Source organism: Anabaena sp. UHCC 0187 (assembly GCF_009712035.1).
In the GTDB taxonomy this organism is placed as follows: domain Bacteria; phylum Cyanobacteriota; class Cyanobacteriia; order Cyanobacteriales; family Nostocaceae; genus Dolichospermum.
This window is the reverse complement of the sequence record NZ_VILB01000013.1, coordinates 185,555-202,658: the sequence shown is the minus strand read 5'-3', so window position 1 is coordinate 202,658 and position 17,104 is coordinate 185,555. Positions and strand designations below refer to the sequence as shown.

General features: G+C 40.2%; 14 protein-coding genes. 7 read left to right on the top strand and 7 right to left on the bottom strand.

Annotated features, from left to right (window positions below):
* Positions 1-47: 47 nt before the first annotated feature.
* On the bottom strand, positions 48-2,075 hold the full coding sequence (locus FJR11_RS13885; protein ID WP_168505556.1) for an NAD(P)/FAD-dependent oxidoreductase: 2,028 nt from the start codon (positions 2,073-2,075) through the stop codon (positions 48-50).
* 159 nt (positions 2,076-2,234) lie between these two features.
* Here FJR11_RS13885 and FJR11_RS13880 point away from each other — a divergent pair, with 159 nt between their 5' ends.
* Together FJR11_RS13880 and FJR11_RS13870 are read left to right on the top strand one after the other, a co-directional pair.
* On the top strand, positions 2,235-2,468 hold the full coding sequence (locus FJR11_RS13880) for a hypothetical protein (protein ID WP_168504613.1): 234 nt from the start codon (positions 2,235-2,237) through the stop codon (positions 2,466-2,468).
* A 196-nt stretch (positions 2,469-2,664) separates the two neighbouring features.
* Positions 2,665-3,126 carry a DUF4079 domain-containing protein gene (locus FJR11_RS13870; protein ID WP_168504609.1) on the top strand — a complete coding sequence of 154 codons (462 nt, stop codon included), beginning with the start codon at positions 2,665-2,667 and terminating at the stop codon, positions 3,124-3,126.
* On the opposite strand, the gene FJR11_RS13865 is transcribed toward FJR11_RS13870, so the two are convergent.
* Entirely contained in the window at positions 3,127-3,969 is an 843-nt protein-coding gene (locus FJR11_RS13865) for a CPBP family intramembrane glutamic endopeptidase (protein ID WP_168504607.1), read from the bottom strand. It lies immediately after the preceding gene.
* 55 nt (positions 3,970-4,024) lie between these two features.
* Positions 4,025-4,306: an ATP-dependent Clp protease adapter ClpS gene (gene clpS, locus FJR11_RS13860; protein WP_168504605.1), complete on the bottom strand. Its 282-nt coding sequence runs from the start codon at positions 4,304-4,306 to the stop codon at positions 4,025-4,027.
* Between the two features lie 398 nt (positions 4,307-4,704).
* Between clpS and FJR11_RS13855 the strand changes: the two genes are divergently transcribed.
* Complete coding sequence (locus FJR11_RS13855; RefSeq protein ID WP_174763052.1) at positions 4,705-5,052, top strand: hypothetical protein; 348 nt, start codon at positions 4,705-4,707, stop codon at positions 5,050-5,052.
* Positions 5,053-5,084: 32 nt separating this feature from the next.
* On the opposite strand, the gene FJR11_RS13850 is transcribed toward FJR11_RS13855, so the two are convergent.
* Positions 5,085-5,282 carry a hypothetical protein gene (locus tag FJR11_RS13850; protein ID WP_168504603.1) on the bottom strand — a complete coding sequence of 66 codons (198 nt, stop codon included), beginning with the start codon at positions 5,280-5,282 and terminating at the stop codon, positions 5,085-5,087.
* Positions 5,283-5,776: 494 nt separating this feature from the next.
* On the opposite strand from FJR11_RS13850, the gene FJR11_RS13845 reads away from it, so the two are divergent.
* The 3 genes from FJR11_RS13845 (at position 5,777) to FJR11_RS13835 (ending at position 12,172) form a co-directional block, all read left to right on the top strand.
* Positions 5,777-8,380 (top strand): TIGR03960 family B12-binding radical SAM protein, encoded by a 2,604-nt coding sequence (locus FJR11_RS13845; RefSeq protein WP_168504601.1) that lies wholly within the window; start codon positions 5,777-5,779, stop codon positions 8,378-8,380.
* A gap of 895 nt (positions 8,381-9,275) precedes the next feature.
* Complete coding sequence (locus FJR11_RS13840; RefSeq protein WP_168504599.1) at positions 9,276-11,387, top strand: Rne/Rng family ribonuclease; 2,112 nt, start codon at positions 9,276-9,278, stop codon at positions 11,385-11,387.
* A gap of 140 nt (positions 11,388-11,527) precedes the next feature.
* On the top strand, positions 11,528-12,172 hold the full coding sequence (locus tag FJR11_RS13835; RefSeq protein ID WP_168504597.1) for a ribonuclease HII: 645 nt from the start codon (positions 11,528-11,530) through the stop codon (positions 12,170-12,172).
* Positions 12,173-12,174: 2 nt separating this feature from the next.
* Here the strand turns inward: FJR11_RS13835 and FJR11_RS13830 are convergent, their stop codons facing one another.
* Entirely contained in the window at positions 12,175-12,786 is a 612-nt protein-coding gene (locus FJR11_RS13830) for a DUF1997 domain-containing protein (RefSeq protein WP_168504595.1), read from the bottom strand.
* A 107-nt stretch (positions 12,787-12,893) separates the two neighbouring features.
* Between FJR11_RS13830 and pheA the strand changes: the two genes are divergently transcribed.
* Complete coding sequence (pheA, locus tag FJR11_RS13825) at positions 12,894-13,745, top strand: prephenate dehydratase (RefSeq protein WP_168504593.1); 852 nt, start codon at positions 12,894-12,896, stop codon at positions 13,743-13,745.
* Between the two features lie 64 nt (positions 13,746-13,809).
* Here pheA and FJR11_RS13820 read toward each other — a convergent pair whose 3' ends face one another.
* Both FJR11_RS13820 and FJR11_RS13815 read right to left on the bottom strand, forming a co-directional pair.
* Positions 13,810-14,754, bottom strand: coding sequence for a hypothetical protein (locus FJR11_RS13820; protein WP_168504591.1), 945 nt, complete (start codon positions 14,752-14,754; stop codon positions 13,810-13,812).
* A 137-nt stretch (positions 14,755-14,891) separates the two neighbouring features.
* Positions 14,892-17,104, bottom strand: a 2,213-nt coding sequence (locus FJR11_RS13815; RefSeq protein WP_168504589.1) for a response regulator, incomplete at its 5' end; no start/stop codon positions are given.

The following is a 17,104-nucleotide window of genomic DNA, read 5'->3' as shown; positions in this document are numbered from 1 at the left end:
GAAGTTACGCAACCTGTAAAAGTTGCGTAATTCCTAGATAAATTCAACTAACGCAATGCCGGCGGTAATCGTGGTCTACCTGTAGTAATTGCATAGTTCATGACTAACAATTGCAACCATAATCCTGGAAAGTGGGATTCTAACCAAGACTGACTCCATTTCAAGAACTGCGGGAACCATGTCCGCAACATGACACTAACTAAAGCATGACGAGCAAAGCTAACATAATTACCAAGCCAACGTAATAAATCTTGCCAACCAGCTAGTTGCCAAATCCATATTAATAAGGCCGGATTTTTCATCGCTGCTTTCAAAGCTAGACGGTTAAAGGTAAACCAATCACAACGGTCTTTAATGAAATTATCTGCTACTTCTGGGGTTTCATCTGCTAATAATCCAAAGAAGGTATTCAGCATAGAATTTATGAGTTGTGGTGCAATAAATTTTCCTGTGGGAACCATCATTCCTTTAGAAAATAACCACATGACAGCCACATTACTTTGGTAAGCACGAATTTTATTTAAGTGCTGCTGACTCAATAAATCATGTTTGAGTGCAGTATTTAATAAAGTCGTTAACCGTTCTAAATTGCGGACTAAAGAACCAAAACCAGTAAAAACTAAAGGAGATTGTAGAGAAGCAGCATCACCAATAGCAATTAATCTATCTACCGCAATTGTGCGATCGCTACTACTTGTACTAAAATGTCCTGGGATATAGCCAAAGGTGGGTTTTTTCCAGACTAGTTTATCCAGATCACAACGCCGATATTCTGGCAAAATTGTGAAAAAATCCTCATACATTTCCAACAAAGAACCGGGATTTTTTTCATTAACTTCATGATAATGAAATAGATAAATTGTTAATTCTTCCCCAGCACCAGGGAACAATTCCCAAATCAACTGTCTGCCTCTAGAAATATCCCCATGACTATAGAGAACATCCCCATACTCGGAATCCCATACCCCAGGCTCAAAGCCTTTTTCAATCACTGCTCCCACCGTTGGACAGACACTATCAAAAGCCCTACCACCATTTAATTGCCAAGCAATTGGTGAAGCCGTTCCCATGGCATCTATTAATAAACGTCCACTAACTTGCTTTTCATTCCCAGTGGGCAAATGCTTAACATTAATACTAACTTTTGTCGGACTAACATCTACTCGCAAAAACTCCGTTTCATCACAAATTTCACCACCAGCAGCTTTCAGTTTTTGCCCACATAATTCTAGGAAATTTTCTGAGTCTAAAGCTATATTGAGAACGGTGGGAGTATGGAGAATAGAAGCTTTTAATTTAGAGAGATTATTGCCATCAAAAAACTTATTGAACCCGTCTTTATACTCCCTAGAAATAATTTTTTCTACTTCAGCATTTGTCAACAAACCCAAATTTATTAAACTTTGGATTTCATCACGGGAAATGTTCCATTCTCGGTTCATTTTCCCAAAGGGTAATCTTTCCACCAACAGCACCTTATAGCCCAATTTAGCCATGACTGCGGCATGAATTGACCCCAAAGCCCCACCAATGTAAATGATGTCATATTCAGGACTGGTTTTGTCTTCTTCCTGACTATTTTCGGGAAAAAATACCACCTCACGGGGCCTTCGAGGATTTATCACCCCTTCTCGCCACCGTTGTTCCCACCAATAAGCCCGGTTCAGATCATATTCCCCATTGGGCATTTTCTGAAAATACTTGACAGTTAGGGGATAGTATGGTTCTAGCTCTGCGAAAATTGATTTTTGGGCATCAATCACAGGTGGTTCTGGGTAGCAATTGGGAAAGCGGCTTCTGATTTCCTTGGTCAGATATTGGAGAATAGGTCTCTCACCAGGAAAAGACTTATCTCCCCAACGGAATACTTTCAGGTAAGTTGTCCGCTGCACCGACCACACAAATATAGACAGTTCGACTCCACTAGCAGTGTTATTTTCAATCGGGATTTTCCAGCGAAAACCATCTGGAGTGATGATTTTTTTGCCATTTTCTAGAACAAAATCTGTTTGCAGCCATTTGCGGACAAATTCTGTATCGGGTGTAGGAATTTCTAAATAAAGAAGTTCTTGCATATTATTCTGATATTTCATGAATCTACTCACTTAGACAGATTTCAAAACGGCAGAAACTAGGTTAGACTCTGCGCTAATTAGCTTCATAAAGATTCCATAAAGAATTTTAATAATTTATCAAGTTTATTGTTCATGTTGTAAATTTCGTAAACCTATGCCATGAATTATCCTATCCCAGACAGTCCCCAAGAAATATCAGCATTGAGAAAACAGCCCGTAGATGAAGAATTAGTAGCTGCGGTAATTGCTGGTGTTGTTAAAGTTATTCGCGCTCAGGGTCAGTCTTTAGATCAATTAACTGCCCAGGTATTAGCAGAAGACCAGATGTTAGATAGACAACAAAGACGCTGGTTAAGTCAATTGGTTGCTCAAGCATGGGAAAACTTCCCATAATCCTAATTGGGGATTTTCGATGTTCCTTTGTATCCAAAATCTTCTAGCCATTGCCGGAAAATCGTCTCTTTAGCGCGGGGAGTGTCAAGGGCATACCTATTTTTAGCTTTGAGATAGTTTTTGGATTGTAGCTGTTTAGCTTTATTTCCAAGTCCTGTTAAGCTCAATAGGTAACTTTCCTGAACTTAACTGTTTTATGCACCTACCTTCCTTTCTCTGGTTATGGAAAATCGCGGCTTGGTCAATGGGATTATCTTTACTAGCATACTTATTTTTAGCCATAACTGGTATTTTGATGTTACGGGTCAGAACTACTGAAGAAGTACCTTTAGGGGTTGTCCTACCGTGGAATCGTGGTGAATTGCGATCGCTCCATTATATAATCGGCATAACTATGGTTAGTTTAGTATTGCTACTTCTAGCCGTTGGCATTGTGGGTACATTAGGACACTTTGGTTCATTAGGACACTCACCACATTTAGGGGCTGGGTTAGTAGTCGTCATCTTAGTTTTAGTATCTGCCTTTAGTGCTACTCAAATTAGTACCAGCAAGCTTTGGGCTAGACCATTACATCTTGGTTGTAATCTCTGCTTATTACTCGGATTTGCTTGGGTATCTCTCAGCGGTTGGACAGTGGTACAAAAGTATTTGCCTTAACTATTCTCTATCATCTTTTTTAATTTTTAATTGCTGATTACCTATCCACCAAGCCAACCCACCCATAAATAATACCCCCATAATTCCCTGCAAAGGATTATTATTCACACCAGTCACCCAATCAGGAACTTGACCCGAATATTTGGTTAGTTGCCCCACATTAATCATGTAATAACCCCAAACCAACCCACCATGTAAACCAATGGGTAAGCCCAAACGCCCGCGTCGCCAACGTTTTCCCCATACCTGCGTTAACCCCAACAGCACCAAAGCCGGAAACTGGGGCAAAGTATGAATAATTGCCTCTAAAGGTTTAATAAAATGGGCTACAGCAAATAAAATTGCATCTATCCTCATAGCGATATTTAATTTATAATCTCGTTGTAACTCATCCAATAACCAACCCCGAAATAATAATTCTTCTGCAAACCCCACACCCAAACTAACTAATAAACCTTCTAAAATTATTTTTCCGAAAAATACTTTGGGTTGTTGCCATACCAACCAACCTAGCAAACCTTCTAAACCAAATAAAACTAAAACACTAGTTAATCCAATGGCTAACCCCCACAATACATCTACACCATTAAACCGCGTGAATTCTAACCCATAATGGCTGAATATTTTTGGTTGCTGATAAACTTGTTTACCCCAAATATTGAGGAGAAAAATAAACTCTATATATAATATAACCAGCGTCAAAATACTTTCTAAATTAGTATCTGCGACCAGCCAATAAATTGGTATAGCTAGGGGTAACCATAGCAAGAGTAAGGCCAGTATAAAACAGACCAGCCTTACATAAACAGGGTATTGGGTAAGCTGAGTGAGATTAATTTTCATAAATTAGTCAATTATCATCAGTCAAAACTATACTCTATTGACTAATGACCAAAGACTATTCATCAGGTTCAATCGTACTACTTAAACCATGATTGTTGAGGGTTTCAGAATAGAACTCCGCGTGTTCTTGAGCGCAAGTAATAACTAAAGCTAACCCGTTATGGTGGGCTTCCATCATGATACTAACAGCCTGCGGTTGGGTGATGCTATTAACAGTAGTCATTAGCACTTGTACCACGTACTCCATCGGGTTGTAATCATCATTATGGAGCAAAACGCGATACTGAGGCGCAAGCTTGCGAGATGTAGAACGCTTCTCAATGGTTTCGACTGACACGATTCTTTGCTCTTTTATCGTTGATTTACTACAATACAGTTCTGTGAAGCATTTGCTTAACAGTTACTTACTTCTGCATTGCCGCATTTTCACCTGGAAATACTTTTGGCATTGCTGAGAAGTTTTTCCCTAAAATATCATAACACAAACAAAAGTAATTTGAATTGATAATGGGGCAGAAAAATTTTTCTTGACTTTCTATCTCCTCACTAGTAGTCTGTCAAATAAATTTTGACGGATAAGGAAAAAATGAACCACGAAGACACGAAGAACACGAAGGAAGAAGGAAGAGGGAAGAAGAAAAATTTATTACCCGTCAATTAGTCCTTGACAGACTACTAGCAACGGGAATTATTAAAATTAAGGAAACTGCAACATAGTTACTACTCTAGATAGTTATGGATATCAGCCCGAAATTTCAACCAGGACAAATTGTGTCCTTAGATTATAGCCATCAGAATCTTTATGCAGAAGTCATTGAAATAGTGGTTTCTCGTCAATTGTGCTGGGTGCGTCCTTTACTGCTTGTGAACTCTACCCAAGAATTACCACTTGTGATTGATGTCCGAGATGTATCTGATTTGTTATGGCCACTGGAATTGTTTAGAGCGGCTCTAGATACAGAAGTTATTGCTTTTTTAGGGCAAATTTTCCCGAAAGAACTGAAATTTGAACCTGATTTAGTAGCTAAACAAGAATTTAATTTATTTATTCATCAACTGTGGCAAGCGCACCAGCAATGTTAGTAAGCAGCGTTGATATCTTTAGAGTATGAGAATTATCCCCAGGTAGGAACTAACTGCACCCTGCCAGCATCCATCTCTGCCATTAGTAATTCTAAAGCCTCATAGTCAACATCAGAGATATGACCCAGCTTTGTTAATTCTGAGTTAATCTCATTTTCGATTTCTGGCGTTAATTTGCGGATATGCAGGGCTTTTTCTACCAACTGACGAATCACGAATCGAGTTTTCATAAGAAATAAACCAAATTGCAGTTACTAGTCATTATCTAAGACAATGTTCGGTATAAAAGGTGATCTACGCCGCCTTACTCTTGTGATTTAGATCACCACTAAATTAACAAGATCAGTTATGCAATAACTCTATTTTTTGTCAACAACACGGGTAAAAATGAGGGTTGACATTTACAGAGAAATGTTCTGAAACATCCTCTATTTATAGCTTTAGCAACAGTAACTGCTATAGCTACAGATGATTAATCTGCATTTAGGATGTATATGTAGATTGTTTTTTAACTTCTCAAAAAAAAATGTATATATAAATACATTTTCCCCTTGACTTATGACAATCTTTACACAAAGGGAGTAAAGCTATAAAGATTCTGCAAAGAGAGATTAAACTTGTAGTCAATTGAGAAAAAAAAGTTTATTCTAAAATCTAAAATCTAAAATTAATGCTACTGTTAGAGGTGGTTAGCTGTAATTTAGGGTAGCTAGAAGATAGCAAAGTGGCTGTTTTAGTTGAACAATTAATAACGTCAGATATTTTAAAACCTGCCCGTTACCTAGGTAATGAGCGTTTAGCAGTCCATAAACCTTGGGATACGGCAACAATCCGCTGGGTTTTGACATATCCAGAAGTCTATGAGGTGGGAGCATCAAATTTAGGGCATATTATTTTATACAATATCTTAAATGCCCAGCCTCGCCAGTTATGCGATCGCGCGTACTTACCCGGAGCAGATTTAGCCGCAAAACTCCGCAGGACACAGACACCCCTGTTTGCAGTGGAGTCTAAGCGATGGTTAACGGACTTTGATATTTTAGGCTTTAGTCTCAGTTACGAATTAGGCGCAACCAACATCTTAGAAATGTTGGATTTAGCAGGAATACCTGTCACTAGAGAGGAACGGTTACAGGGAAATTACCCGCTAATTTTTGCCGGTGGACAAACAGCAACCTCTAACCCCGAACCCTATACAGATTTCTTTGATTTCATTGTTTTGGGAGACGGTGAAGAACTGCTTCCCGAAATTGGCTTGATTTTAGAAGAAGGGAAAAAATCCAGCTTGAATCGTCAAGAACTATTATTAGACTTGGCGCAAATCCCTGGTGTCTATGTGCCGCAGTTCTATGAAATGGGTGCAGGTGGGGCTGTATATCCCCTGCGTTCAGATGTACCCAAAAGAGTCCTCAGAAGAGTAGCCACACCCATTCCCGCCTATTCTATTGGCTTAGTGCCTTATGTAGAAACAGTTCATGACCGCCTCACCATTGAAATTCGCCGGGGTTGTACCCGTGGTTGTCGCTTTTGTCAACCAGGAATGTTAACTAGACCAGCGAGGGATGTCGAACCGGAAAAAGTGGTAGAAGCTATAGAAAAGGGAATGCGGGAAACTGGTTACAATGAGTTTTCCCTCTTGTCTTTAAGTTGTTCCGATTATTTAGCCCTACCAGCGGTGGGGATGGAAATTAAAAACCGCTTAAAAAATGACAATATTTCCCTCACTTTACCGAGTCAGAGAGTAGATAGGTTTGATGAAAATATTGCCAATATCCTGGGAGGTACGCGCCAAGGCGGGTTAACTTTTGCCCCAGAAGCAGGTACACAACGGATGCGGGATATTGTCAATAAGGGTTTGACAAATGAAGAGTTATTACGGGGTGTAAAAACAGCTTGGGAGCAAGGTTGGGATAAAATCAAACTGTATTTTATGATTGGTTTACCCGGAGAAACCGATGCGGATGTAATCGGCATTGTGGAAACGGTCAGATGGTTAAAGCAAGAATGTTGGGAAAAGGGTAGAAGATCGTTAAACTTTACTTTGACCATTTCTAACTTTACCCCCAAACCCCATACGCCCTTTCAATGGCATTCAGTTTCCACAACGGAATTTGCCAGAAAGCAAAATCTCCTGCGACAAGAATTTCGGGGAATGAAGAATGTGAAAGTAAATTTCACGGATTTTCGCATTTCCGCCATGGAAGACTTTATTGGTAGAGGCGATCGCACTCTGGGGAAAGTGTTACGTCGCGCTTGGGAACTGGGTGCAGGCATGGATGCTTGGTTTGATAATGTGGATGCAGCATTTACAGCTTGGGAAACAGCCATTACCGAAGCCGGTCTAGACTGGAAATACCGTCAAGTTGAAAATGGCGAATGGAATCTGTTTGCTGCTGACAACAAAGAACCAGAAACCCTCTCACCTTTGGATACTCCCTTACCTTGGGATCATATTGATACTGGCATTGATAAAAAGTGGCTGCAAGAAGACCTGCAACGCGCTCTAGAAGCGGCAATTGTCCCTGACTGCTCTTTTGAAGGTTGTTCTCATTGTGGAGTCTGTGGCACAGATTTCGGTCATAATGTGGTTATGACTGCACCACCTATTCCCAACTTTGCTGGTGACTTTGTTCCCAACACCACCAAAGCCCAACGATTGCGAGTATGCTTTGGTAAACAAGGGGATATGGCTTTGGTCAGTCACTTGGATTTGATGCGCCTATTTGATCGAGTTATGCGCCGTGCCAGTTTACCAATTACATTCACAGGTGGTTTTCATCCTGGTCCGAGGATTTGTCTAGCCAGTGCTTTGACTTTAGGTGCTACCAGTGAAGGGGAAATAGTAGATTTTGAGTTGACCCAAGCCATTGATATTGCAACTTTTCATGCCCAATTGGTTAAGCAGCTACCTACTGACATCCCTATATATAATGTGGTAGAAGTAGATATCAAGTCTCCCTCTACTACCCAATCTCTAGAAGCAGCCGAGTATTTACTAACAGTGTCTATACCCCAAAGCGAGGTACAACTGGCACAATGGCAAGGTTGGATTGAAACTATTAAAAATCAAGAGGAGATTTTGTCGGCACATACAACCAAATCCGGTAAGCAGCAATTAATAAATCTGCGCGAACGCCTGTGGGAGATAGAATTAGTATCAACATCTCACCGAGAATCAGACTCAATAGCAGTATTACGTTATTTGGGTGTCTGTCGTCCTGACGGTGTGATCTTGCGTCCTGAGCAAATACTGTCTATGCTAGAAACAGTGGCTAATCTAGAATTTCACCTCTTGCATATCCACCGCAAGCGTCTAGTTATTGGATAACTTGCTAGTAATTGTCAAAAATTAGTCTGTTGTGGCAATTGATTTTTGGCAAGGTTGCGTTAGAATAACAATTAAGAGAAATTTTCTGGTGCTGCATTGAATGACTTGATTCACTGCCTGTGATCATTACAGGAGCGAAGGCAAAGATATAAGAGTGTAACTTCTAAAATTGTATCCCAGACCAACTCTGCTGCTGATTACAAACCACTCTCTCTATAGCTACCTTGTGAATCAATCACTAACAATGGCTTTCGTCAACTTCTCCATTGACTGATACATTCTATCCCTTAAATAAGACTTGCTTTTATTGCGGGCTTTTATGCAATTGCTACAAATGCAAGTGTGTTTAATTGTAAAAAATACCACGTAAGTATTGACAGAGATTACAACCCTGGCATAATTCTTGTAAAGATGACTCAGTAAGTTATCTGCACCTAGCTAGACTTTCTAGTAAAAACACGGATAGTGAATCCAGTGCTAAAGGCAGATTTCCCTCCGTCAGCAGATGGTAAACCCAAAAAGAAACCGTGTCTAGACGCGGAGGTTTTCCACAAAGTGTGTGCTATTTAGATATAGTCAACTTTACTTGATGAAGCGTTAACTTTGAAACAGATGTCTACGGATATCCAAAGTTTAAATAGCAGCGTATAGTATGGAAAATCAGCCAAAGGCGGTTGATTGAAGTCCGTAAAATATATGCAGCTATTCAGGAATAATCCGGCGTATAAACGCACCCAAAGTATCATTAGTTAGCTCTTCATAACTTTGCAGAGCTACTCAAATTGCGAATTTTTATTACTAGTAGCGTCTTGTAGCAGCGACCGTCAGGACAAGCGGGATCACAGAGAACTTCCTTGTAATTCCCAGCGGTGCTGCCAATTTTTGAGGAAATTGAATGCCAAAACAAATTATCATCGCGGAGCAGCATCAAATCGCTGCTGTATTTTCGGAAGATCAAATACAAGAACTCGTTGTAGCTACGGGTCATCACCAAATTGGTGATATCTATTTAGGTGTAGTAGAAAATGTCTTACCTGGGATAGATGCGGCTTTTGTCAATATCGGCGACCCAGAACGCAACGGTTTTATTCACGTCACTGATTTAGGTCCATTAAGGCTAAAACGTAGTGCAGCAGCGATTACAGAACTGTTGACACCACAGCAAAAAACCTTAGTGCAGGTGATGAAAGAACCAACGGGATCAAAAGGTCCAAGACTGACAGGTAACATCACCTTACCTGGTCGTTATGTAGTATTGATGCCCTACGGACGGGGGGTAAATTTATCTAGACGGATTAAGAGCGAAAGTGAGCGTAATCGTCTCAGAGCCTTGGCAATTCTAGTGAAACCAGCCGGAATGGGCTTGCTGGTACGCACAGAAGCAGAAGGCAAGCCAGAAGAAGCCATTATTGAAGATTTAGAAGTGCTGCAAAAGCAGTGGGAAATTGTTCAACAAGAAGCAGTAACCTCCCGTGCGCCGGCTCTACTGAATCGTGATGATGACTTTATTCAGCGCGTTCTTAGAGATATGTATGGTAGTGATGTGAATCGCATTGTTGTTGATTCCAGCACAGGCTTAAAACGGGTGAAGCAATATCTACAAAACTGGAGTGGTGGACAAACACCCCAAGGATTGTTAATTGATCATCACCGCGATCGCTCTCCCATTTTAGAATATTTCCGCATCAATGCGGCGGTCCGCGAAGCTCTCAGACCCAGGGTAGATTTGCCATCAGGTGGTTATGTCATCATCCAACCGACAGAAGCTTTAACCGTCATAGATGTTAACTCCGGTTCATTTACCCGTTCTGCAACTGCTAGAGAAACAGTGCTGTGGACAAACTGCGAAGCTGCGGCAGAAATTGCCCGTCAGTTACGTTTGCGGAATATTGCTGGTGTGATTGTGGTTGATTTCATTGACATGGAATCTCGACGTGATCAAATGCAAGTTTTAGAACACTTTAATAAAGCTCTAAAAGCTGATAAAGCTCGTCCCCAAATTGCTCAACTGACTGAATTGGGTTTAGTTGAACTTACCCGTAAGCGTCAAGGCCAAAATATTTATGAATTATTTGGCGAAACTTGTCCTACTTGCGGCGGTTTAGGACATACCGTCAGATTACCAGGAGAAACGGAAAACCGCTTACCCATACCGGCTGCGGACATCCCAGAGCGGTTTGTACCAATGCCCCGTCAGGAATCTCGGACACCTGCACCCACTACCCGCATCCCTGATATTGGTAGCGTAGCCCAAGCCACACCACGGGATACTTATGATGGTTTTGGAGATGGTTTTGAAACTGAACCAGAATTTAGTTCTCTCCATTTGATCAATCATCCTAGTTATCAAGAATTAAATGATAAGCGTCGTACCCGTACCCGTCGCAGCCGTATTGGTGTCAATGGCACTAACGGTAAAGATGAATCTCGCTTGCCTACTAGTCCCTTAGCTTTTGTTAATGATGCAGATTTAGACTTAGAAGAACCTGAATTACCAATACCAGAAATCGCTCCACCTACTATTAATAAATCCGGTTGGACAGAAAGACCAGAACGGGCAAAAGTCAAACTAGAACCGATTAAGGTAGAACCACCAGAGGTGATTACGGTGGAGATGTCAGCAAAGGAACAAGACACATTTGCTGAAATGGGAATTTCTCCTTTACTCAAGTTAGATCGGGAGGGAAAAAATACAAGATCGGTGATTATTAATGTTGTGCAACCAGGACAATCACCTATTGAGGAAACTGGATTTATCCCCGAACCAATTGTTACTGAAAAAACAATTCCTGAAGTTATCACCATTAAACTACCGACACCAACATTTGAACCAGAACCAGAACCAGAATTTTCTTTTCCGCCATTAGCAATAGTCCCAGAATTAACAATAGTTCCCAAGGAAACAGAAATAGAAACAGAAACTAATAGTAGTTCTACATCTGTACCTAATCGTCGTCGTCGTCGTCGTTCATCAGCTTTAGATACAGATGGTTTTGAACAAGATTAAAATTGGACTGTGATTTTGATGATTTTGATGATTTATGTGATTAATTAATCATCGAAATCAAATAAATTACACAAATCATAGTTCCGACTGATTAATTAATCATCGAAATCAAGCAAATCACACAAATCACAGTTTAGACAATGGGAGAAATTAAACCTGCACCCTGGGATGATTCGAGTTGGTTGGAGTTTTCCACTTACTCAGATATGCAGGGTGCGGTTGGGGGTGTAGATGAGGTAGGAAGAGGGGCTTTATTTGGTCCTGTGGTGGCAGCGGCAGTTATATTACCAGTAGAGGCTTTATCAGTCCTGATGGCCGATAACATTAAGGACAGCAAAAAACTGTCTAGTTCTCGCAGAACTAAACTAGCTGAAAAAATTAATACCCTGGCGTTAGACTGGAGAATTGGTTATGCGACAACTGCGGAAATAGATGAATTTAATATTTTACAGGCAACTCTCTTAGCAATGAAGCGGGCTGTTCTGAAGTTGCAAGTAAAGCCTGAACTGTGTTTGATTGATGGTAATCAGTTGGTGAAGAATTTATCAATGCCTCAAGAAACAATTGTTAAGGGTGATGAGCGATCGCTGAATATTGCCGCAGCTAGTATTATGGCTAAAGTTTGGCGTGATGATTTGGTGCAGCGGTTAGCGTTAAAATATCCTCTGTATGATATAGACAGAAATAAAGGTTACGGAAGTCCGCGTCATTTACTGGCGCTTCAAAAATACGGACCTTCACCTTTACATCGGCGCTCTTTTCGTCCTTGCCAAATTCCATCTTAAAACTACTCAAAATTCAAAGTTGGTAATATGGCTTGTGTCACTCTACCGCTATCAGGAATGTTATTATCTATCTCGATATTTTGAGTTTGCGAGATTACCCAATGCCGATAATCTGCTAAAAGGTGATGTAACAATCTTTGCTTAATAGTTAACAACACACTTTTAAGTAATCCATTCCCTGTAGTTTCTAAAATTGATTTGGGTGTAAAGGAAAATGGTTGTGGTATGTCTACTAAAACTTCCAAATCAGCTTTTCCTTGCAAGTGATTTTCACCATTGAGTTGAACTGGTGATAAATAGCCTTTTAAATTCAGCGCAAACCTTTCGTTAATGTACTCAAAACCCAGTATTTCACAACCGAGCGATCGCAAATAGATCGTTCCGCTTGCATCTGCCCAAACTCTCATGTCTACAGTTGGCTGAATACTCAGTGACATAAAAGACAGAGGACGCATTTTTAACCGAAAAACTTCCTCAGACAACTGTTGAATTCTTGTATTATCAGCTAAGGCATTCACCAACCGTTGAGGCTGACGCAAATAGTGTTGAATAGGAATAGATTGCTTAGGAACGGAAATTTCCACCGATTGAGAGGCAATAAACTTAGTAACCATGAGCAAATTAAACCATTTGTTTTTTATTGTAATATTTTTTAACAATTTAAATTGCAAAAAATCAAACTATTTATTTATTATTAATCAAATTCGTCAAATTTAAAAGCATGAATCTGAAAATTGCCCATTTGGGTCCACCAGGAACTTATGCCGAACAAGCAGCTTTTTTCTATCTCAACTGGTTAAAAACCCATCAGGGAATTACAGCGAGTTTATGCCCTTATTCTACCATTGCTCAATCGTTACAAGCTGTATCTGATAAACAAACCCAATTAGCTGTTGTTCCTGTGGAGAATTCTATTGAAGGTAGTGTTAACATGACACTAGATAGCTTATGGAGCTTAGATAATTTAAAAATTCAATTAGCTTTAGTTTTACCAATTCAACATACATTAATTTCCTGTGCAACTAGCTTAGATACTATTAAAACTATCTATTCTCATCCCCAGGCTTTAGCCCAATGTCAAGAATGGATATCACAGTTCTTACCAAATGTCAACTTAATTCCTAGGAATTCGACTACTGAAGCACTACAGGGATTAGAACAGGAAGCAACAACAGCGGCTATATCTTCTAGTCGGGCAGCACAACTGTATAATTTACCTATTCTTGCTAGGGGGATTAATGATTATCCAGAAAACTGTACTCGGTTTTGGGTAGTTAGTACGGAGGAAAATAATACTATTGATTGTACTCATACATCCTTAGCTTTCAGCGTAGCAGCTAATATACCGGGCGCATTAATGAAGGTATTGGAAGTATTTGCTCGTTTGGGTATTAATCTCAGTCGCATTGAATCCCGTCCTACAAAACGTTCTTTGGGAGAATATTTATTTTATTTAGATATTGAAGCAGATGTGAATGCACAGATCATGAAATCTGCTTTAAGAGAGTTACAAAATTACACAGAAATCTTGAAAATCTTTGGTAGCTATAGTGTGTTACCAATTAGTTTGTAATTGGACTAGAAACTGTAATTTAGTCTCTAGTCCTTTTTTCTACCTCGGTTTTGTCTAAGTCCTGTTAACCGAGTCGAATAATCAACTTTGCTAAACAAGCAACTTTTTTAAACCATTTCCAAAATCCTGAAGCATTATTCCAACAGCGAACAAACTCGTTATATATTTGTGTAGCCTGTGAACTTGAGTTAACAACACAAGCAGCCAAAGCTGTCCAATTTTTTGATATGGCTAAACCAATACATGGTGCTGCAACTGCGGCATAAGCCGGAGGTATAATGAAGTTACTAACTTTTTGCAGCAGATTAGAAACTGTAATGGCGACATCATAGTTAGCCATTGTGTTGTGTGTAGTTTCTGGAATAAAACTTTGGTAGTTTTCAGCAGAATCTTTAAGCAGCTTTGGTTCTTTTTGCGGTGTATTGATAACAGGTTTGAATAAATTTGGTAAATTTTTAATGTAAATTTGTCTTGTTGGTCGTTCTAGGGAATTTAAAAACTCGGCGCGTTCTGGAACTGATAGCTTTTCAATAACTGGTTTATCAACTTTAACTACTCCTGTTTTAATCTGCCTTTCGATCACATTTGCCCTTTCTTGAATTTTTTGTAGTCGTGGCTCATTAGCTTTCTCGGCTTCTTCAAATGTAGCTAAAGGGTCTATACTGCCTCTATTTCCTTGGGTTTTAGCTAAAGTTTCGGCATTTTTTAGGGCGTTGTCTAAAGCAGCTTTTACAGCTTGTGCATATTCAAAGGTAGATTTACTAATTTCCTCTGATTGTTCTTGTCTAAAGACTTGTTTACTTTCTATGTTGGTGAATAAAGCTTCAATTTTATCGAGTCTATCTGTTGCATTCCTGAGTTGTACTTGTGTTACTCCCTCTTTGATGATACCTGGTTTAATCGGTCTGATTGGTACTTGGGCAAAAACTTGAGTATTAACTAAAATAATGCCCAAAACCGCAAAAAACATCCATTTCCATTTAATACGAACATTAAAATTTCTAAACATGATTTTCTCTTTGTAATCGTGTTTTTTTAATACCACGATTCAATTTGCCCTCCAATACGTCTTTAGAGAGAAATTTTAGTTGAGTTAGGGTAAAACCTTGAAAATTCTTTAATTTACTCAATAGTGATCAAAGCTGGTTAAGTAGTCACGAGTTTTTCTCCTTTCAGCATCCGAGAAGCAGCTTCTAAAAGAGCTTCTTCCAAATAGGGTTTAGTAAAGTAACCACTAGCACCGAGTTGCACCGCCATTTGTCTATGTTTGTCAGCACCGCGAGAGGTGAGCATAGCAATAGGTAAGTGATTCAAACTGTCATCTTTCTGAATCCGGGAGAGAAATTCTAGTCCATCACAACGAGGCATTTCGATGTCACAGAAAACAATATCGCAAGGTAAACCAGAACGGAGTTTATCCCAAGCCTCTTGGCCATCACGGGCTTGTTCTACACGATAACCCGCTTTATTAAAGGTGAGAGATAGGAGTTCTCGAACTGTAATCGAGTCATCAACAATTAACACAGTTGTTTCCACCTTATCAACGCTAGGAAAGTCAAGGGCAGGGGGAATATTGTGTTGTTGCCAACTACCACCAATATTTTTCGACATCTTCCCTTGGAAGATATCAATGATTTCTAAGACATCGGCAATAGGCATAATCATGCCATCACCGAGAACTGTAGCACCAGCTATACCACTGGGTTTAGGTGCTGGACCTTCAAATTGCTTAATTACAATTTCTTGCTCACTCAGGACTTGATCAATCTGTAAAGCAATCATGGTATTACCAGAGCGGATGACGACTACGGAAATTGTGTCATCATCTCTGCTAACGCCATAGACGTTACCACGGGTCAACTGACGGTTAAAAACTAAGATATCTTTTAAAGGTTTGAAGGGAAGTATGGTATCCCGCCAGACAATAAATGATTGTCCATCAGCATCTTGTTGAATATTTTTGGTAGGAATATCTAGGGTATCTTCGACACCATCCATTGGGAAAGCAATTCTGGTTCTATTACAAACGCAGAATAAGGCTTTACAAATACTCAGCGTTAGTGGTAGCCGAATCGTAAAGCTAGTTCCTTTACCTAGGGTGGAATCGGTGCTAACTGTACCGCGAATTTCGCTGATATCGTTCTGAACTACGTTCATACCTACACCCCTACCTTTGATATCGTCTACTTCATCGGCGGTACTAAAGCTGGGGAGGAATAAAAGTTCATAGGTATCCAGACGAGTCATGGTTCTTGCCTGTTCGGGGGTCAGAATACCTTTTTTAACTGCCTTGTTTTTAACTTTTTGATGATCAATACCTGCGCCGTCATCACTTACAGAAATAACAGTTTGGTTTCCTTGTTGTAAGGCGCGAATACTAATCATACCTGTGGCTGATTTACCCGCAGCTTGCCGTACTTCTGGGCTTTCAATGCCGTGAGCGATCGCATTATTGACCATGTGAGTCAAAGGATCTGTGAGATGATCCAAAATCATCTTGTCAACCAAGGTATCAACCCCTTCCGTGACTAACTCTACTTGTTTGCCATACTTAATGGCATTATCCCGCACTCCTCGCCGCAAGCGGTCAATAGCTTGGGTAAAGGGAACCATTCGGGCTTTTGTTAGTCCTTCTTGTAGCTGGCTAGTTGCTTGGCGTAACTGTCGGGCGACCTGTTCTGTTTCTTCGGTAACAAAGTCAATATCACTGGCTGACTCCCGAACTCGCACGATGAACTCAATCATTTCTTGCGCCAGAATATGGAAAGGCGTAAACCGATCCATTTCGATTTCGCTAAAGCCACGATCATGGGAATTGCCAGATGAGTGACCTTGTTCTCTAGAACGACGACTGGCAAGGAGAGATGCTTCCAAAAGCGATCGCTCGTAGTATTCCTGCATCCTTACTCCTACGTCTGAAAGATGCTGTACCTGCACCAACAGGTTATCTAGTGACTGTCGCAGACGTTCATGATCCTGCTCTAAGGTATTGCGATTTACTACCAACTCCCCAACCAAGTTACTCATGTCATCCAGTTGTTTAACTGGGACTTTCATGGTTTCTTCTTTGAGTGTCCGACGAGTAGCCGGACGAGGAATTTTACTACTGGCAGTTTTTCCTGATGTTGTTGATGTATTGGATATTGTTTGATCAGCCTGTGCTAACAAATCCTCCAACTCACTAAACTCATCTTCTAGTTTTGATGGAGAAGAAGTATTTTGATCCTTGACTACAGCAGGTTGATTAACTTCTGGTGCGTTATCTTCATTCTCACCCAGTAGTGCTTCTAAAGCTGCAAAATCTTCGTCTTGAATAGATACCTGACTAGATACCTGACTAGCAATTTTTCTGGGTACTG